The 18,853-nt window shown below is 70.7% G+C and carries 18 protein-coding genes; 6 read left to right on the forward strand and 12 right to left on the reverse strand.

Features of this window, described 5'->3' with window-relative positions:
* Positions 1–85: 85 nt before the first annotated feature.
* The 4 genes from JYA75_RS05535 to JYA75_RS05550 are packed head-to-tail and all read right to left on the reverse strand — an operon-like array spanning position 86 to position 4,528.
* Positions 86–763, reverse strand: coding sequence for an SRPBCC family protein (locus tag JYA75_RS05535; RefSeq protein WP_065923318.1), 678 nt, complete (start codon positions 761–763; stop codon positions 86–88).
* Between the two features lie 20 nt (positions 764–783).
* Entirely contained in the window at positions 784–1,641 is an 858-nt protein-coding gene (locus tag JYA75_RS05540) for a xanthine dehydrogenase family protein subunit M (RefSeq protein WP_029546635.1), read from the reverse strand.
* Positions 1,638–4,025: a xanthine dehydrogenase family protein molybdopterin-binding subunit gene (locus JYA75_RS05545; protein ID WP_029546634.1), complete on the reverse strand. Its 2,388-nt coding sequence runs from the start codon at positions 4,023–4,025 to the stop codon at positions 1,638–1,640. Before JYA75_RS05545 ends, JYA75_RS05540 begins: the two co-directional genes overlap by 4 nt.
* Positions 4,022–4,528 (reverse strand): (2Fe-2S)-binding protein, encoded by a 507-nt coding sequence (locus tag JYA75_RS05550; protein ID WP_006944121.1) that lies wholly within the window; start codon positions 4,526–4,528, stop codon positions 4,022–4,024. Before JYA75_RS05550 ends, JYA75_RS05545 begins: the two co-directional genes overlap by 4 nt.
* Before the next feature lie 216 nt (positions 4,529–4,744).
* Between JYA75_RS05550 and JYA75_RS05555 the strand changes: the two genes are divergently transcribed.
* A complete protein-coding gene (locus JYA75_RS05555) occupies positions 4,745–6,211 on the forward strand; it encodes a hypothetical protein (RefSeq protein WP_006944120.1) in 1,467 nt (488 codons plus the stop codon).
* A gap of 22 nt (positions 6,212–6,233) precedes the next feature.
* Here the strand turns inward: JYA75_RS05555 and JYA75_RS05560 are convergent, their stop codons facing one another.
* From JYA75_RS05560 to JYA75_RS05575, 4 genes are all read right to left on the reverse strand, one after another.
* Positions 6,234–7,373 carry an XdhC/CoxI family protein gene (locus tag JYA75_RS05560; protein WP_006944119.1) on the reverse strand — a complete coding sequence of 380 codons (1,140 nt, stop codon included), beginning with the start codon at positions 7,371–7,373 and terminating at the stop codon, positions 6,234–6,236.
* Complete coding sequence (locus JYA75_RS05565; RefSeq protein ID WP_161996251.1) at positions 7,366–8,481, reverse strand: VWA domain-containing protein; 1,116 nt, start codon at positions 8,479–8,481, stop codon at positions 7,366–7,368. The genes JYA75_RS05560 and JYA75_RS05565 overlap by 8 nt, the downstream gene beginning before the upstream one ends.
* 8 nt (positions 8,482–8,489) lie before the next feature.
* Entirely contained in the window at positions 8,490–9,380 is an 891-nt protein-coding gene (locus JYA75_RS05570; RefSeq protein ID WP_100057199.1) for a MoxR family ATPase, read from the reverse strand.
* Between the two features lie 437 nt (positions 9,381–9,817).
* Positions 9,818–10,543, reverse strand: a complete 726-nt coding sequence (locus JYA75_RS05575) for a TetR/AcrR family transcriptional regulator C-terminal domain-containing protein (protein ID WP_043796804.1) — start codon at positions 10,541–10,543, stop codon at positions 9,818–9,820.
* 133 nt (positions 10,544–10,676) lie between these two features.
* On the opposite strand from JYA75_RS05575, the gene JYA75_RS05580 reads away from it, so the two are divergent.
* From JYA75_RS05580 to JYA75_RS05600, 5 genes are all read left to right on the forward strand, one after another.
* Entirely contained in the window at positions 10,677–11,156 is a 480-nt protein-coding gene (locus JYA75_RS05580) for an APC family permease (RefSeq protein ID WP_203329770.1), read from the forward strand.
* Positions 11,157–11,237: 81 nt separating this feature from the next.
* A complete protein-coding gene (locus JYA75_RS05585) occupies positions 11,238–11,405 on the forward strand; it encodes a CsbD family protein (RefSeq protein ID WP_170914042.1) in 168 nt (55 codons plus the stop codon).
* Positions 11,406–11,495: 90 nt separating this feature from the next.
* On the forward strand, positions 11,496–11,651 hold the full coding sequence (locus JYA75_RS05590) for a DUF6131 family protein (protein WP_203329771.1): 156 nt from the start codon (positions 11,496–11,498) through the stop codon (positions 11,649–11,651).
* Positions 11,652–11,728: 77 nt separating this feature from the next.
* Positions 11,729–12,985 (forward strand): acyl-CoA desaturase, encoded by a 1,257-nt coding sequence (locus tag JYA75_RS05595; RefSeq protein ID WP_203329772.1) that lies wholly within the window; start codon positions 11,729–11,731, stop codon positions 12,983–12,985.
* Entirely contained in the window at positions 12,978–13,841 is an 864-nt protein-coding gene (locus tag JYA75_RS05600; RefSeq protein ID WP_239010535.1) for a DUF1206 domain-containing protein, read from the forward strand. The genes JYA75_RS05595 and JYA75_RS05600 overlap by 8 nt, the downstream gene beginning before the upstream one ends.
* A 221-nt stretch (positions 13,842–14,062) precedes the next feature.
* Here JYA75_RS05600 and alc read toward each other — a convergent pair whose 3' ends face one another.
* The 4 genes from alc to JYA75_RS05620 all read right to left on the reverse strand — a co-directional run bounded on the left by alc (position 14,063) and on the right by JYA75_RS05620 (position 18,831).
* Positions 14,063–15,049: an allantoicase gene (alc, locus tag JYA75_RS05605; protein ID WP_168580390.1), complete on the reverse strand. Its 987-nt coding sequence runs from the start codon at positions 15,047–15,049 to the stop codon at positions 14,063–14,065.
* Complete coding sequence (allB, locus tag JYA75_RS05610; protein ID WP_203329773.1) at positions 15,046–16,380, reverse strand: allantoinase AllB; 1,335 nt, start codon at positions 16,378–16,380, stop codon at positions 15,046–15,048. The genes alc and allB overlap by 4 nt, the downstream gene beginning before the upstream one ends.
* Complete coding sequence (locus tag JYA75_RS05615; RefSeq protein ID WP_168580388.1) at positions 16,368–17,648, reverse strand: aldolase; 1,281 nt, start codon at positions 17,646–17,648, stop codon at positions 16,368–16,370. The genes allB and JYA75_RS05615 overlap by 13 nt, the downstream gene beginning before the upstream one ends.
* A 196-nt stretch (positions 17,649–17,844) precedes the next feature.
* A complete protein-coding gene (locus tag JYA75_RS05620) occupies positions 17,845–18,831 on the reverse strand; it encodes an ROK family glucokinase (RefSeq protein ID WP_203329774.1) in 987 nt (328 codons plus the stop codon).
* Positions 18,832–18,853: the final 22 nt, after the last annotated feature.

The following is an 18,853-nucleotide window of genomic DNA, read 5'->3' on the forward strand; positions in this document are numbered from 1 at the left end:
CCGTGCCGAGCGAATGTATCGCTCACTCGATCAGGCCGACGGAACGATACATTCGCTCGAGGAGGGGAGGGGCGAACAGGCGGTCTCAGGGGTGGCGGCGCCGCAGCAGCAGGTAGACGATCAGGGCCACCAGCGCCGACACGGCCACTGCCGGGCCGACGCGCTTGAGTACGGACCCGCGGGCGTACTGCATCAGGTCCAGCGGCGCGGCCTCGGTGGGCTGTGGTGCCGCCGTCACCGGCACGGCCGGGGTCACCTCCGGGGCCCCGCCCGCCGGGGGTGGGGGCGCGGCGGCCTCCGGCATCGGCACCGGGGCGGGCGGGCCACCGAGCTTGTCCGCCAGGCACGCCGTGAACTGCTCGATGATCTTGCCGCCGACGTCGGAGATCATGCCCCGCCCGAACTGGGCGGGCTTGCCGGTGATGGACAGGTCGGTCACGACGGTGCCCTCGGTGCGGTCGCCGTCGCCGACGAGGGTGATCGTGAACGTCGCGTTCACGGTGCCGTTGCCGCGCGAGTCCTTCGCGGCGGCCTCCATGACCGCCCGGCGGGCCTGCTCGTCGGTCTCGACGAACTCCCCGGTGCCCTTGTACAGCAGCTGTACCGGTCCCATCTTGATCTTCACCGTGCCGGTGAAGGTGTTGCCGTCGACGCCGGTGAGGGTGGCGCCGGGCATGCAGGGTGCCACCTTCTCGGGGTCGAGGAGTGCCGTCCACACCTCGTCGATGGGTGCCGGCACGGACATGTGGTGTTCGAGTTGCATGGTTCGTCTCCAGTGTGTGCTCAGGCGACGTCCGCTGCCGTCGCCACGGCACGGCGCGTGAGCACCCGCGCGAGCTGGCGGCGGTAGTCGGCGTCGGCGTTGCCGTCGCTCATGGGTGAGGTGCCCTCGGTGGCCTGCTCGGCGGCGGCACGGACGGTGTCCGCCGTCGCGGGCTGCCCGACGAGGGCCCGCTCGACGGCGTGCGCCCGCACGGGCACGGCCGCCATGTTCGTCAGCGCCACCCGGGCCTGACGGATCGTGCCGCCGTCCGTCTGCACGGTGGCGGCGACCGCGACGATCGACCAGGCGTGGGCCACCCGGTTGAACTTCTCGTACCGCGCCGCCCATCCCGTGAGCTTGGGGATCCGCACCTCGACGAGGATCTCCTCGGGCTGCAGGGTGGTGGTGAAGTAGTCGTCGAAGAACTCCGCGACGGGGATGCTGCGCCGCCCCGACGGTCCGGCCGCGACGAGGGTGGCCTCGAGGGCGAGCACCGGCGCGCCGAGATCCCCGGCCGGATCGGCGTGGGCCAGGGCCCCACCGAGGGTGCCGCGGTGCCGGATCTGCGGGTCGGCCACCGTGCTCGTGGCTTCGGCGAGCAGCCGCGCGTGTTCACGCACGAGCGGATCGTGGATCACGTCGTGGTGGGTGGTCATCGCGCCGATCACGAGGTCGCCGCCGTCCTCGCGCACCCCCCGCAGGTCGGGGACGCGCCCGAGGTCGACGAGCGTGGTGGGGGCGGCCAGCCGCAGCCGCAGCACCGGCATCAGGCTCTGCCCGCCGGCGATGATCTTGGCGTCCTCCCCGGCAGCGGCCAGCGCGGCGACGGCCTCGTCGATGGTGGTGGGCGCGACGTAGTCGAACGTCGACGGAATCATCGGGCACCTCCCTGAGCCGATTGCCGAGCTGATTCGACGGCGTGCCACACCCGCATCGGGGTGCACGGCATCTCGATGTCCCGCACGCCGAGGTGGCGCACGGCGTCGAGGACGGCGTTGACCACCGCCGGCGTGGAGGCGATCGTGCCGGACTCGCCGACCCCCTTGACGCCCAGCGGGTTTCCGGTCGCGGGGGTCTCGGTGCGGTCGGTGGTGAACGTCGGCAGGTCCGCGGCCGACGGCAGCAGGTACTCGGCGAACGAACCGCTGAGCAGGGTGCCGGACTCGTCGTGGACGGCCTCCTCGTACAGGGCCTGCGCGATGCCCTGGGCGAGGCCGCCGTGCACCTGCCCCTCCACGATGAGCGGGTTCACGACGTGCCCGACGTCGTCGACGCACACGTACGAGCGGATGCGCACCTGCCCGGTCTCGGTGTCCACCTCGGCGGCGCACAGGTGCGTGCCGTGCGGGAACGAAAAGTTGTCCGGGTCGTAGGTGGCCTCGGAATCCAGGTTCGGCTCGATGCCTTCGGGCAGGTCGGCCGCGGTGAACACCGCGAGCGCGATGTCGCTCATGCCCACGGCCTTCTCGGTACCCCGGACCCGGAACCGGCCCTCGGCGAACTCGAGGTCGTCCTCCGAGCACTCCATCATGTGCGCCGCGATCGGGCGGGCCTTCGCGATCACCTTCTCCGCGGCCTTGACCACGGCCATACCGCCGACGGCGAGGGACCGGGATCCGTAGGTGTCCAGCCCCTTCGGCGAGGTCTGCGTGTCGCCGTGCAGCACCTCGATGTCCTCGAACGGCACTCCGAGCCGGTCGGCGACGATCTGGCTCCACGCCGTCTCGTGGCCCTGCCCGTGCGACGACGAACCGGTGACCACCTCCACCCGGCCGGTGGGCAGCATGCGGATCGCGGCGTGCTCCCAGCCGCCCGCCCCGTAGTTGAGCGAGCCGAGTACCCGCGACGGCGCCAGGCCGCACATCTCGGTGAAGGTCGACACCCCGATGCCGAGCTGGACCGGGTCCTGCCGGCGGCGGCGTTCCTCCTGCTCGCGGCGTAACTCGTCGTACCGGAACAGATCGCGGGCCTTCGCGGTGGCCGCCTCGTAGTTGCCCGAGTCGTACGTCAGGCCCGCGACGGTGTCGAACGGGAACTCCTCGTGCCGGATCCAGTTCTTGGCGCGCAGCTCGAGCGGATCCATCGACAGCTCGGCGGCGAGCTCGTCCATGATCCGTTCGATCCCGAACGTCGCCTCCGGCCGGCCCGCCCCGCGGTAGGCGTCGGTGGGCACCTTGTTGGTGAACACGTTGGTGCACGAAAAGTGGTAGGCGCCGAACTTGTAGATGCCGTTGAACATGAACGCGCCCAGGATCGGTACGCCCGGGGTGACGAGCCTCAGGTAGGCGCCCATGTCGGCGAGCAGCTCGACCTTCAGGCCGACGACGGTGCCGTCGCGGCGCGCGGCGAGGGTGAGCTTCTGGATCTGGTCGCGGCCGTGATGCGCCGCGACCATCGACTCGCTGCGGGTCTCGGTGTACTTGACCGGTTTCCCGAGCCGGCGCGCGACGAGCAGTGCGAGCAGTTCTTCCGGGGTCACCTGCAGCTTGCCGCCGAAACCACCGCCGACGTCCGGTGCGATCACCCGCAGCTTGTGCTCGGGGATGCCCAGCGTCATCGCCAGCATGATCTTGAGAATGTGCGGGATCTGCGTGGCCGACCACACGGTGATCTGCGGCCCGGTGGGGTCGACGACGACGGAGCGCGGTTCCATGAACGCCGGGATGAGCCGCTGCTGCCGGAACGTGCGCTCGACGACGACCTCGGCGTCGCGGATGGCCTGCTCGACGTCGCCGCCGGTGCCGGCCTCGGCGGAGTCGAACGTCCAGGTGGCGCTGACGTTGGTGCCGAGATCCGGGTGCACGAGGTCGGCGCCGTCGCGGGCGGCGGTCGCCAGGTCGAGGACCACGGGCAGCTCGTCGTAGTCCACGTCGATCGCCTCGAGGGCGTCGTGGGCCTCGTAGGCGCTGCGCGCGACGACGAGGGCGACGGCCTCCCCGGCGAAGTTGACCGTGTCGACGGCCAGGGACGGCGCGGGCGGGATCTTCATATCGGGGGTGATCACCCACGCGCACGGCAGGCTGCCCTGCTCCGGCGAGGCGTCCGCGCCGGTGAGCACCGCCACCACGCCGGGTCTCTGCCGTGCTTCCGACGTGTCGATCGAGGTGATGCGGGCGTGGGCGAACGGGCTGCGCAGGATCGCCATGTGCAGCATCCCGGGGAGGACGAGGTTGTCGGTCCAGCGGGTGCGCCCGGTGACGAGGTGCTCGTCCTCCTTGCGCCGCCGCGACTGGCCGATCTCGGGTTCGACGGTGCTGGTCATCGCCCGCCTCCTGCCGTCGTGTTGTCCGTCTGCAGTTCGGCGGCCCGGGCCTTCTGCGCCGCGTCCAGCGCCGCCCGCACGATGTTCTGGTAGCCGGTGCAGCGGCACAGGTTGCCCTCGAGACCCAGCCGCACCTCGTGCTCGTCGGGATCGGGGTTCTCCTCGAGCAGGTCGATCGTCGACATGATCATGCCGGGCGTGCAGTAGCCGCACTGCAGTGCGTGGTTGTCGTGGAATGCCTGCTGGACGGGGTGCAGCACGCCGTCGCGGGACAGGCCTTCGACGGTCGTGACCTCCGCACCGTCGGCCTGCACGGCGAGCACCGAGCAGGATTTGACGCTGCGGCCGTCGAGGTGCACGGTGCAGGCACCGCAGTTGCTGGTGTCGCAGCCCACCACGGTGCCGACCTTGCCGAGCCGGTCGCGCAGATAGTGCACGAGCAGCAGCCTCGGTTCCACCTCGTCCGTGTAGGTCGTCCCGTCGACGGTGACAGTGATGCGCATCGGGCCTCCAATGCCGGGAACATCCGGGATCCAAGATCGTCGAGAAGTGTTCACTGACACTGTGCTCCAACGATGACCACCGAATACGCCGATTCGCCGAATCGGTGGCGGAACAACCTCGTTCCCGCGCGGGTGGCGGCGGGACGGGGGAATCCGACTCGCGAAGCCGACCTGCGGCAGGGCATTTTCGGTCCGCGTGCGGGGTACCCCCCGGGCATGGATCAGTCCGAAACTCCCCTGCTGGATGCACTGGATCAGTACCACCGGCTCGACCGTTACGGCTTCTCCCCGCCCGGCCACCGCCAAGGCCGCGGTGCCGACCCGCGGGTGAAGAAGGTCCTCGGGCTCGACACGTTCCGCTCGGACGTGCTCGCCTCGGGCGGCCTCGACGACCGGAAGTCGGGCAACGGCTACCTGTCGCGGGCCGAGCAGCTCATGGCCGAGGCGGTCGGAGCGGAGCAGGCGTTCTTCTCCACCTGCGGCAGCTCCCTGTCGGTGAAGGCCGCGATGATGGCGGTGGCGGGCAACGATCCGGGGGGACTGCTCGTCGGCCGGGACTCGCACAAGTCGATCGTCGCCGGGCTGATCTTCAGCGGCGTCACGCCCCGCTGGATCACACCCCGGTGGGACGAGGAGATGCACTTCTCCCATCCGCCGTCGCCGGACCAGGTGCGCGCGACGTGGGAGAAGTACCCGGATGCGGCCGGCGCGCTGATCGTCAGCCCGAGCCCCTACGGCACGTGCGCGGACCTCGAGGGCATCGCGAAGGTCTGCCACGAGCGGGGCAAGCCCCTCATCGTCGACGAGGCGTGGGGCGCGCACCTGCCGTTCCACGACGACCTGCCCACCTGGGCCATGGACGCCGGCGCCGACATCTGCGTGGTCAGCGTCCACAAGATGGGTGCCGGATTCGAGCAAGGATCGGTGTACCACCTACAAGGCGACCTGGTGGACGGGGCGCACCTGTCGGCCTGTGCCGACCTGCTGATGACCACGAGCCCGAACGTGATGATCTACTCGGCCATCGACGGGTGGCGCCGGCAGATGGTCGAGCACGGCGCCGAGTTGCTCGGTGACGCACTGCAGCTGGCTCGGCGTACCCGCGACCGGATCGCCGCGATCGACGGGCCGACCGTCCTCGAGGACCGGTTGCTCGGCGAGGAGGCCTCGCACGATCTCGATCGGCTGCAGATCCTCCTGGACGTGAGCGAACTCGGCGTCTCCGGCTATCAGTGCAGCGACTGGCTGCGCGAGCACTGCCGGCTCGACCTCGGCATGACCGATCACCGGCGCATCCTGGCCACCCTCTCCATGGCGGACGACGAGGGCACCACGGACCGGCTCGTCGCGGCGCTCGAGTCGCTGTCGCAGGCCGCGGAGTCGTTCGATCCGCCGCCGAAGATGTATCTGCCGAGCCCCGGCGAGCTGCAGCTCGACTCGGTGATGTCGCCGCGCGACGCGTTCTTCGGCAGGGCGGAGATGGTCGACGCGGGCCGGGCCGCCGGGCGCATCGCGGCCGAGCAGATCACCCCCTATCCGCCGGGCATTCCCGCCGTCGTGCCGGGTGAGCGGCTCGACGACGCCGTCGTCGACTACCTGCGCAGCGGCGTGAACGCCGGGATGGTGATTCCCGACGCGACCGACACCTCGCTCGAGAAGTTCCGGGTCGTCGCCGAGGGCTGAGCGCGGCCGCCCCGGGCAGCTCCTACTGCCCGGGAACCGCGCTGTCCTCGTGGGCGTGGATCGGGCCCTCGGTGCGGGCGAGGTGCTCACCCCGGCCACCCCATTTCAGCGCGATGATCTCCGCCGCGATCGACACCGCGGTCTCCTCCGGAGTGCGCGCCCCCAGATCCAGGCCGATCGGGGAGCACAGCCGCGCCAGCTCGTCCTCCGTCATCCCCGCTTCGCGCAGGCGCGCCAACCGGTCCTCGTGCGTCCGCCGCGACCCCATGGCACCGACGTACGCCAGGTCGAGCCGCAATGCCACCTCGAGCAGCGGCACGTCGAACTTCGGGTCGTGGGTGAGCACCGTGACGACCGTGCGCGAGTCGACGCGCCCCGCGGCCGCCTCGGCGGCGAGGTAGCGGTGCGGCCAGTCCACGACCACCTCGTCGGCGGCCGGGAACCGGGCGGCGGTGGTGAACACGCCCCGCGCGTCGCACACCGTCACGCGGTAGCCGAGGAACGAGCCGAGCTGTGCCATGGCGGCCGCGAAGTCGATGGCGCCGAACACCAGCAACCGCGGCGGCGGCTGGAACGAGTGGACGAACACCGACATGCCCTCGCCGCGGCGCTGCCCGTCCGGCCCGTAGTGCAGCGTCGCGGTCCGGCCCGCGGCGAGCAGACCCCGCGTGTCGTCGGCGACGGCGTCGTCCGCCCGCGCCGACCCCAGCGCCCCGTGCGCGCGATCCGGCCACACCGCCATGCGCCGACCAACCCACGCCGGATCGGGATGCTCGGTGACGGTGGCGACCGCGACGGGTTCCCCGGCCCGCACCGACGCGACGACCTCGCCCAGCTCGGGGAATCCGGCGACGTCCACCCGTTCGACGAACACGTCGATGATGCCGCCGCAGGTGAGCCCGACGGCGAAGGCGTCGTCGTCGGACACGCCGTACCGCTGCAACACGGGCACACCGTCCTCGATCACCTGCTGGGCGAGCTCGTACACGGCGCCCTCCACACAACCGCCGGAGACGCTGCCGGTCACGGTGCCGTCGCCGGCGACGAGCATCGCCGCGCCCGGTGCGCGCGGCGCGGAACGGAACGTCGAGACCACGGTTCCCAAGGCGACGGTGTCGCCGGCCCGGTAGCGACGGTCGAGTTCGTCGAGAACCTCACGCACGGTGGACCTCCTCCAGCAGTTCCTGCAGCGTCGCGAGGCTGTGCCCGGCGAGCAGACGGTCGAGATGCGGCAGGGCGGCCGCGATGCCGGACTGCACCGGCTCGTACCCGGCCGCCCCGGCGTGCGGGTTGACCCACAGCACGGCGCGGGCGAGGCGGCGCAGCTGGGCGAGCTGCTCGGCAAGCAGGCCGGGATCGCCGCGTTCCCAGCCGTCCGAGAAGATCACCACGACGGCACCGCGCGCGAGCCCACGACGGCCCCACCGGTCCAGGAACGCCCGCAGGGTCTCGCCGAGCCGGGTGCCGCCCGCCCAGTCGGGGACCGCCCGGCCCGCCGCGGCGAGGGCGAGTTCCGGGTCGCGGGCCCGCAGCGCGCGCGACAGCCGCGTCAGGCGTGTGCCGAGGGAGAACACCTCGGTGTGGGCGGGATCGGCGCGGGTCACCACGTGCGCGAACCGCAGCAGCGCGTCCGCGTAGGGGCTCATCGATCCGGAGACGTCGAGCAGCAGTACCACCCGGCGCGCACGGGTCGCCTTGCCGTGCCGGCTGGGCCGGACGGGCTCGCCCCCGGCCGCGAGCATCCGGCGCACCGTGCGGCGCGGGTCGATGCGGCCCCGGCGCGACGGGCGCAGCCGCATCGCCGGGCGGGTGGGCGGTCGCGGATGCAGCGTGGCGATCAGCTCGGCGAGGTGTGCCCGCTCGGCGTCGGACAGTTCCGCGATGTCGCGACGGCGGAGCACGTCGGCGTCGTCCGCGGCGACCCGCAGTTCCGGACCCTCCCCGGCGGTCTCGTCACCCCCCGCGGATGTGAGTCCGGCGATGCGGGCCCGACGCGGGGTGCGGGTCTGCGGCGACGTCACGCCGGGTGCCGTTCCCCCGAACCAGCTTTCGAACGCGAGGTCGTAGCGCGGGATGTCGTCGGGGTCGTGGCACAGGGTGGCGCGCCCGGTCCAGTACACCTGCCGGCGGTCGCCGAGGTCGATCTCGCGCAGGGCGCGCACGTAGGCCTCGGCGGCGTCCGAGGCGACGGGCAGGCCGGCCGCGGCGAGGGCGCGGGTGAACCCGGCGATCCCGACGAGGGGACCTCCGACGTCCGCGGCCGTCGTCATCGCGGGCCTCACCCCGTCAGGAGCCGGTCGAGCCCGGTGCGGACCACCCGGTCGAGGTCCTCCCGGTACTTGAGGACGGCGCCCAGCGTCGCGGCCGCGGTCGTCGCGTCGAGCACGTCGCGGTCGAGTTCGCGCAGCGCTCGTGCCCAGTCCAGCGACTCGGCGACGCCGGGCGGCTTGAGCAGATCCATCCCGCGCATGGTCTGCACGGCGTGGGCGACCTGTTCCGCGAGATGTTCGGCGATGCCCGGGATGCGGCGGCGCAGGATCTCCACCTCCCGCGCGAGGTCGGGATGTTCGAGCCAGTGGTACAGGCAGCGGCGTTTGAGGGCGTCGTGCACCTCGCGGGTGCGGTTGGAGGTGAGGACCACCAGCGGCGGCGTCTGCGCCCGCACCTGCCCGAGCTCGGGGATGGTGACGGCGTTCTCGTCCAGCACCTGCAGCAGGAACGCCTCGAACTCGTCGTCGGCCCGGTCGATCTCGTCGACGAGCAGCACGCACGGCGCGTCGGTGAGCGCCTGCAGCAGGGGCCGCGCCAGCAGGAAACGCTCGGTGTACAGCGAGCGTTCCGCCTCCTCGGCCTCCAGGTGGCCGCCGCTCGCGGCCTCGAGGGTGCGCAGGTGCAGCAACTGCCGGGGGAAGTCCCAGTCGTAGAGGGCCTGGGACGCATCGATGCCCTCGTGACACTGCAGGCGGATCAGCGGCAGGCCCAGCGCGTCGGCGAGCGCAATGGCCAGCGAAGTCTTGCCGGTGCCGGGTTCCCCCTCGCAGAACAGCGGGCGGCCCATGCGCAGAGCCAGGAAGGCGACCGTCGCGAGGCCGTCGTCGGCGAGGTAGCCCGTCGTGTCCAGCGCCCGCGCCAGCTCCTCCGGTGAGCCGATCGTCGCCGATGCCGTCATGGTGCGAGCCTATGGCAGCGCCGCTGCCGTGGCGTCCTTTCGGGGCTCCGGAAGTCCGGAAAGGCACCATTGCCTCGACGTGCAGCCGGGGCCCTGCCTCGACCCGGCCGGCTCGGCCCTGATGTGCTCCCTCGTCGAGTTGTGTGCCACGACCGGCCGGAATCGGGACCATGTCTGCAAGGCCTTGCGGTCGACACTGACACCGACGGTGGTGCGACCCCGTGCGTCGGCCGCCGAAATTCGGACCGAAGGTTGTGGCCGCGCTAGTGTTTGGTGGGCGGTGCTCGCGATGCCGTCAGCAAGCGTCCGGCCCCGATCCTGAGCGATCTGGTGCCCGTGTTGCGGTCGTTCCCGGAACCGGACATCCGCGACGGGACCACCGTCCTGCTCAGGGGATGCCCGCGGCGACGATCGACCGACGACTCGCCGTCGTGGGATCACCGCGCGACTGGGCCGTCGAGGGAGGTCAGTGTCGCGGTGAGTCCGGTGAACAGGATGTCGAGGCCGCGTTCGAGTTCCGCGGCGCCGTCGTAGGACGCCAGTACCGGTGCGAGGCCGCGCAGGAGGGGGAAGTCGCCGATCGGTAGGCGGTGCAGTCCCAGGCGTAGCAGATCGTCGTGCTCGTCGGGTCGTTCGACGAGTTCCTGGAGCTCGCTGAGGACGTGACCGTGGAGGAATCCGAACAAGGCCCGGTAGACGTGCAGGGCATCAGTCGCGGTGAAGCCGGCCCGGGTGAGCAAGGTGAGGATGTCTTCCAGCGGGCGCAGTGTTCCCAGCGGCCGCAGTCCGAGGGGCGTCGCCAGGGGCCGGGTGACCAGGAGCGGGACAACGTGGGGATGGTCGAGCGCCAACCGGCGGAAGCCGCGGGCGACCTCCCGGAGTTGAGTTACCCAGTCGCCGTCGTCGGTGTCGACCTCGAGCTGTTCGAGGACGTTCTCGGCGACGGCGTCGAGGAGAGCGGCCTTGTTCGGGGCGTGACGGTAGAGGGTCATCGGGTCGCGGTCGAGGGCTTTGCCGAGGCGACGCATGGACAGTGCGTCGATTCCGTCGCGGTCGATGATCTCGAGTGCGGCCGTCAGGATTCGCTGTCGGGTGATCGGGCCGCCGTCCGGGACCCGACCCTTGCCGGAGCGGGGCGTGCGATCAGCGGGGGCCTTGGCCATCACAAACACTTCCTTCACTCATTGCCTCCCACCGTAGGCCTTTACCGTAGGTCTTGGCAGTAGACCTACAGTGTTGACATACGGTGGATTTCGGCGTTGACTGAGTCTCACGACGTAGGCCCGGGAGGCCGCCATGATCATCATCTTCGGACTCATCGTCCTTCTCGCCGCCGTGATTGTCGGACTCACCGGCGTGCTGAGCAACAGCGGTGACGGGCACGCCGTGACCGACGGGTTTGCCGTGTTCGGCTATCACGTCACCGGCTCCACCGGCACGCTGTTCCTCTACGGCATCGTCGTCGGCGCAGTAGGGCTCATCGGGCTCAGCATGCTCCTTGCCGGCGCCCGGCGCACCTCCCGGCGTGGCCGTGTCGCCCGCCACGACCTGACAGAATCCCGCCGCGAAACAGCGGATGCGTACCAGGACCGGGACCGCCTCGCCGAACAGCGCGAGATGGCCGCCGCGAACCCGGATACAGTCGACAGGACACCGCACGGGACGAACCACCACGGGACGAACCACCGCGACCAGCACGACGGGCGACGTGACTGGCGACACCCGTTCGGTCACCGAACAGGTCAAGCCACCGTGCGCCACGGCGTCACACACTGACGGTCGGCCCGGTACCGATTCATCCACGACCGGCGCGTCCGCGCCGGCGAAACACCAGAGGAAGATGAACCCGTCATGAGTATGCGTACAAAGTTCGCGCATTCGGCCGAGGCCGCCAAGGGCTCGGTGAAGAAGGTGTTCGGCAGGGCCACCCGGAATCGCAGCCTCGAAGCCGAAGGACGGGCCGACCAGGTCAAGGGCAACCTCAAGCAGTCCGGCGCCAAGATCAAGGACGCCTTCAAACACTAGATTCCGCTTCTCGCGTCGGTGCGCCGTGTGCTGCCCGGCGCACCGGCTGCCGTCCGCACAAGCAAGACAACCCGAAATCAGTTGGTCTTCATGATCGTTCTCGGAATCATCCTCGCCATCGTCGGCGTGGTCATCAGCCTGCCCATCCTGTTGTATGTCGGGGTCGCGCTCATCCTCATCGGAGTGGTCCTGGCGGTCATGGGGTCGATGGGCCACGCGGTGGCAGGCCGACGCCACTACTACTGACCCGGCCCTGAGGCCGCACCGGGCGCCGCCCCCACCCGGCGTTCCGGGTGGGGCTCGTCCGGAACCTGGAGCGCACCATGGCCATCTCCGATATCAAGGAATACGCACACCTCACCGACGAGGACGTCGAGGCACTCAGCGACGAACTCACCAGCATTCGCCATGACGTCACCGAGTCGCTCGGTGAGGCCGATGCCGCCTACATCCGCCGCACCATCGGCCTCCAGCGGCTACTGGATACCGCTGCGCGGCTGGTGATCTACGGCACCAGGGGCCCGGTGGGCTGGGTCCTCGGAACGGCGGCGCTCGGCGTGGCCAAGAGTGTGGAGAACATGGAGATCGGCCACAACGTCTCCCACGGTCAATGGGACTGGATGAACGACCCGGAAATCCACTCCAGCAACTGGGAATGGGACATGGCCGGCCTCTCGTCGCAGTGGCGCTACTCCCACAACTACCGCCATCACGTGTTCAGCAACATCGTCGGAATGGACGACGACCTCGGCTACGGTGTCCTCCGCATCACTCGTGACCAGCCCTGGAAGCCCGAACATCTGTTGCAACCGCTGCGGAATCTGTTGCTGGCAGCCACGTTCGAATGGGGCATCGCTCTGCACGACCTGTACTCCGAACAGGACCGCGTCGGCACCGCTGCCGAGAAATCCGCCCACTTCCGAGCGCTGATCGGGAAGATCGCCCGTCAGACGGGCAAGGACTACCTGCTCTTTCCCGCCCTCAGCGGACGTCGCTGGCGGCGAACGCTGACGGCGAACCTGACCGCGAATCTGGTGCGGAACGTGTGGGCGTACGTGGTGATCTTCTGCGGGCACTTCCCCGACGGCGCCGAGAAGTTCACCCTCGCCGAACTCGAGAACGAGACGAGGGCCGAATGGTACCTGCGGCAGATGCTCGGCGCGGCCAACTTCCGGGCCGGCCCGGTGATGGCGTTCCTGAGCGGCAACCTCTGCTACCAGATCGAGCATCACCTGTTTCCCGATCTCCCCAGCAACCGCTATGCGGAAATCTCCACCAGGGTGCAAGCGCTGTGCGAGAAGTACGACCTGCCCTACACCACCGGTCCCCTTGCACGGCAGTACCTGCTGACGCTGCGCACCATCCACAAACTCGCACTGCCCGACCGGTTCCTGCGAGCGACCGCCGACGATGCCCCCGAGACGGCCTCCGAACTGAAATTCCGTGCCTTGCGTGAGACGGGCGGAGGTGCTCCGGCTTCCCGCATCGGGCTACGGACAGCCCTACGCACCCTGCCCACGAACCGTCGCACCCGCCGACGGAGAATTCCACCACCAACATGGGACGATCGCCATGCCTGACACCACCCCTTCCTCGGCACCCGCCGCGAGCTCTTCGCCGCCGTCGTACGGCAACTCGTCCTCCACCGCGGGCCGTCTGGCCCAGAACAGCATCTTCGAACGATTCGCCCGCGCGGGGTTCGTCGTGAGCGGCATCGTGCACCTGATCATCGGCTACATCGCCATCCGGCTCGCCCTCGGCGGCGCAGCCGGCACCGCCGACCAATCCGGCGCCATGACGGAACTGGCCGCAAAGCCGGGCGGCATCGCAGCGCTGTGGGTGGGCGTCGTCGCGTTCGCAATCATGGGACTGTGGCGGCTCGCCGAAGCGGCGCTCGGCAGTTCGTCCCGACCGGACGCCGACAGCAAGAAATCGGAGGTGCTCGATCGTCTCAAGGCCCTTTCCCTGGCGGTGGTCTACTTCGCTTTCGCATTTTCCGCGTTCGGTTTCGCCCGCGGCAGCGGCAAGTCCAGCAGCGGGCAGAGTGCGGGCATCACGGCCCGCCTGATGCAGACCACCGCCGGTACGATCGTCCTCCTCGCGGGGGCGCTGGTCATCATCGCGGTCGGCGGATACCACGTCTACAAGGGTGTCAGTCGCAGCTTCCTCGACGACCTCGAAGGAACCACCAGTCCTCTCGTGCGACGACTGGGCATGGTCGGGTACATCGCGAAAGGTCTGGCCATCGCCGCCATCGGGTTGCTGGTGATTCTCGCCGTCAGCCAATCCGAGCCCGGTAAGGCCACCGGACTCGACGGCGCCTTCAAAACCGTGGGGGCGCAACCCTATGGGGCTGCCCTCCTCATCGCGGCCGGCGTGGGCATCATCACCTACGGCCTCTACAGCTTCGCCATGGCCAGATACGCCAAGATGTAGCCGGGCGCAGCCCCGAGCCGCCGAACGGAGCACCCCCAGACTCTAGGCGTTTTTCATCAGTTGTCCGTCCGGAGCCACTAATTGGTCGCGGTGATGCGGACGGTAGACGCGTAGCGAACGGCGAGTTGTCGTATCGAGTTGCCACGGCCCGGTTCTGCTCGAGTTGGTTGATACCGCATTCGACGGCGTGCCGCTGCTTGCACCGTCGTTCACGCAGGAAGTCAGATTTCCGCCGCAGGCGACGTCAGCCGCCCGTGCACGCGCAGCCGGGCGAGGCCCCCGTCGGGATAGACGTCGAGCCGCACGTGCCGCAACGGCACGGCCGCGTCGACGCGGAACCGGTGCCGGCAGTCGGGCAGCAGTGCCGTCCGCGGCACGAGCTCGACCCACGCGGATTCGTCGGAGAGCGCTGCGCCGTCCGGGATTCCGATCAGTCGTGCCCACCCGGGGGCGTTGCCGACGAAGTACGAGGTGTCGATTTCGACGTGGTCGACGTGGCCCTCCCCGGCCAGGCGCACCACCACATGGTCGTTGCCGCCGTCGCGGCGGCGGGCGTTCTCCCAGCCCTCGCCCATGTGCCGCGCCCGGCCGGGGGCGATGATGTTGCGCGGGGACGAGTAGAAGCGGTTCGAGCAGTCCACCACGTCGGCCCCGTGCTCGAGCGCGGCGAGGTCGATCGTCCCGGTGAGGAACGCCGGGTCGGGCCGGGGCTCGCCGTGCACCCGCAGCCGGGCCACCCCGCCGTCGGGAAAGATGTTGAGCCGCAGGTGTGTCCATCGGTATTCGCTGTCGACCGCGAAGGTGTTGGCGGTGTCCCCGGCGAGGGCCACCTTGTCGAGGATCGGCTGCCACGGCGCCGCGAGCAGCTGGTCCGGTGTCGGATACCCCTCCGTCTCGACGGCGTCCACCGAGGCGAACGGCGGGTAGTTGCCGGTGAACCATGCGGTGTCGATCACCACGCCGCGCACGACTCCGGGCACCCCGAGCCGGACGATCGCGAAGTCGTGGCCGGGTTCGCGGCGCCGCCGGGTCTCCCAACCGTCGTACACCTTGCCCTTGTGCCCGAAGTCCCCGGTGTCGAAGGCCGGGGGTTCCGGGGTGACGAGATTCTCCCGCTGGGCGAACAGTTCGTCGTTGGCGTACACCACGGAGCCGGCGAGGGTCCGGGACGCGAGGTCGGGCAGCTGCAGGAAGGCGGGGTCGGTCACGGGTTCGTCCTCTCACGGTCGAGCAGGCGCCCGTTCGGCGTCCGGCCCACGGGGCGGCCGCCGAGCCACGTCCCGCGGACCACCCCGGCCAGCGCGGTCTCGGCATAGGGGGTGACGGCGTTGCGGTGGTGCAGGCGTTCGGGGAAGACGACGAACGCGTCGTCGGGGGCGAGGACGCAGAAGTCCGCGACGTTGCCGATCGCGATCTCGCCCCGGTCGGTCATGCCCACCAGGTCGCGGGGGCCTCGGGCCATCCATCGGGTCACCTCCGTCAGGGTGTGGCCGCGGCGCCTGGCCTGGGACCACACGATCGGCAGGCCGAGCTGCAGCGACGAGATGCCGCCCCACGCCTCGGCGAAGTCTCCGGTCGCGAACTTCTTCAGTTCCGGCACGCACGGCGAGTGGTCCGAGACCACCGCGTCGATCGTGCCCTCGGCGAGGCCGCGCCACAGGCCTTCCCGGTTGCTCGCCTCGCGGATCGGCGGGCAGCACTTGAAATGAGTTGCACCGTCCAGGATCTCCTCGCTGAAGAGCGACAGGTAGTGGGGGCACGTCTCGACGGTGACGGGCACGCCGTCGGCCTTGGCCTGCGCGATCAGCGGCAGGCTCCCGGCGTCGGACAGGTGCAGAATGTGGGTGCGGCAACCCGTTTCCCGGGCGCCCTCGAGCACCTGGGCGACGGCCCGCGACTCCGCGGCCGGCGGACGCGACCGCAGGAAGCCGGCGTACCGGCGGCCCGCGGCCGGCGGCTGGGCGTCGAGGGTGGGCCCGTCCTCGGCGTGGACGATGAGCAGGCCCCCGAAGCCCGCGATCGTGCGCATCGCGGCGAGCATCTGTTCCCGGTCGAGCGGCGGATACTCGTCCAGCCCGGAATGGGCGAGGAAGCACTTGAAGCCGTACACGCCCGCGTCCCAGAGCGGTTCGAGGTCGGCGAGGTTGCCCGGCACGGCGCCGCCCCAGAATCCGACGTCGACCGAGATCTGTTCGGCGGCAACCTTCTTCTTGACCTCCAGCGCAGCGACGTCGACAGTGGCCGGCACGGAGTTGAGCGGCATGTCCACGACGGTGGTGACGCCGCCCGCGGCGGCCGCGCGGGTCGCGGTCGCGAATCCCTCCCACTCGGTGCGGCCGGGGTCGTTGATGTGCACGTGCGTGTCGACCAGACCGGGCAGAAGAGCCTCGTCGTCGGCGAGGACGAACTCCTCGGCGCCCGCGGGGGCAGGGGCGTCGTAGGCCCCGATCGCGGCGATGCGCCCGTCCCGGAGCACGACCGAGCAGGGGTGTTCGCGGTCGCCGACGACGGCGCGTCGCGTGCGGATCACGGTGGACATCCGGTAGGTCCTTCCTGTCGGCCCGCGAGCCGCGTCAGCCGGTCCGGCGTGGTCTCCGCGCGGTCGCGGACCTCGGTCTCGGTGAGGGCTCCGCAGGCGAGGCCGCGGAGCAGGAACGTGGCCAGGGCGCGGGCCGTCGCGGGTTCGTCGAGATAGCCGGAGTCACGCCCCGGCGACAGGTAGGCGGCGACGCGGGCCGCCGCGGTGGGGAACGAACGGCGGTAGAACGCGAACGTCGCGGCATAGCGGGTGGGCAGTTGCGCGGGGTGCAGGTCCCAGCCCTGGTAGAACCCGCGGCGCAGCGACCGCTCCACCAGCCGGGCGTGCAGGCCCCACGCGGCCCGGATCTGTTCGCGGGTGCCGACGGGGAGGCGGTTGGTGGATCCGTCGGACAGGGGTACGCCGGTGCCGGCGGCGGCCACCTGCATGGTGGCCTTGGCGTGGTCGGCGACGGGGTGGTCCATGGCCTGGTATTCGGCGGCGATGCCGCACGCGGCGGAGTAGTCGTAGGTGCCGTAGTGCAGTCCCGCGCAACGGCCCGCGGCGGCGTGCAGCATCCGCGCCACCTGCGCGGTGCCGTCGGGACCGCAGATCGCCTGCGGGGTCTCGATCTGGATCTCGAACCGCAGGGGAACGTCGAGCCCGTGCGCACGCTCGAGGTGCTCGCACACGGTGACCATCGCGGAGACCTGCTCGGGTGCAGTCACCTTGGGCAGGGTCACGACGAAACCGTCCGGAGCGGAGGTCTTCTCGGCGAGAGCACCGACGAAGGCGTCGAGCGTGCGGATCCCGCGACGGCGGGTGGCGGGCTCGAGACACTTGAAGCGCAGCCCCACGAACGGGGTGGCGGAGGGATTGCCGGCGAGAACGGTGGCGGTCCGGGCGACGTGGGCGTCCTCGTCGGTGTCGCGGTGCGGGCCGGGCACGTCCGTCTGGGGAAAACCGTCCTCGAAGTCGATGCGCAGATCTTCGATCGGCTCGGTGCCGAGCTTGGCCCGCACGAGCGGTAGGACCTGTTCGGCGAGCTCCGGTTCGATCCCCGTCACGCCGGCCAGGTCGCCGGGGCCGGAGCAGTTCTCGTCGAGTACCCGGCGGGCGTGTGCACCCCAGTCGGCGACGGTCGTCGCGTCGTACCGGTGGGCCGGCACGTACACGGTGTGCACGGGTTGCCGCGCCGGTGTCGTCCCGGGATAGGCGGTGGCGTACGCGGCGTCGACGGGCCCGAGCGTCGCGTCGAGCGAGGCGTGGAGCCGTTCGAGTCCGTCCACCGCTGCACACTCCCGTCGTCTGTATCCACGGCTGTATACGCGTGGCTCCGCCGACGGTAGTGGCGTCGTGTCAAGCGAACGGTTAACCGCGGTAACGACGGTGTTACGCGGTGGACCGCGTGCGGCGAGCGAATGTATCGCTCACCTCCTCAGTCCGAGTCGGTGATACATTCGCTCGCCCCACCCGGGCGGGTGTTCAGCCGGCGGCCGAGAGATCGAGGCGCGTGGCCGACAGATCCGTGCGGCGCCGGGCCAGGTCAGCGGCGCCGACGATCCCGGCGTCGGGGCCGAGCTCGGCCAGCCGCACCGGGGCGGCCGGGCGGTGCCCGCGTCCGGTCAGCCGCTGGGCGAACGTGGCGACGGCGGGCCCGCGCAGCAGTTCCCCGGCCTCGCACACACCGCCGCCGAGGACGAACACCTCCGGGTCGAGGAACGCGGCGAGGTCCGCCATGCCGTGACCGAGCCACGTGCCGATCGTGCGGAAGCACTCGAGCGCGGCGGCGTCGCCCTCGCGGGCGGCGGTGGTGACGTGGTGCCCGGTGATCTGCTCGGCGCGCCCGCCGGCCAGCTCGAGCAGCCGGCCGGCGAGCGCGGGCGAGACGCTCGCGATCTCCTGCGCCTCCCGCACCAGGGCCCGCCCGCTGGCGTAACGCTCCCAGCAGCCGTGGTTCCCGCACCCGCAGCGCCGGCCGTGCGGCTCGACGTTGAGATGGCCGAGTTCCGCGGCCAGCCCCGAGGCTCCGCGGTGCAGGACGCCGTCGATGATCAGCCCACCGCCGATGCCGGTGCCGACGGTGAGCACGATCGCGGTGCGGGCACCCCGGCCGGCGCCGAATCGTGCCTCGCCCCAGGCGGCGGCGTTGGCGTCGTTCTCGACGACGGTCGGCAGCCCGCACGCGGCCTCGACGGCCTCGCCGAGCGGTTCGCCGCGCCACGCGAGGTTGGGGGCGAACAGCACGGTACGGCGATCGGACGCGACGAATCCGGCGGCGCCGATGCCCACCGCGCACACGTCGTGCGCGGCGCGGAGTTCGCGGACCACGTCGGCGACGACGTCCTCGGTGCGGGCGGGGTCGTCCGACGGGGTGGCGCGGCGGAGCCGGGCGTGCAGGGTGCCGTGTTCGTCGACCACGCCGGCGGCGACCTTGGTGCCGCCCACGTCGATTCCGATGGTCAGTGCCATGTCTGTTCTCTCCCTGACTGTT

Origin of the sequence: Rhodococcus sp. PSBB066, assembly GCF_017068255.1 — a bacterium.
GTDB lineage: Bacteria > Actinomycetota > Actinomycetes > Mycobacteriales > Mycobacteriaceae > Rhodococcus > Rhodococcus aetherivorans.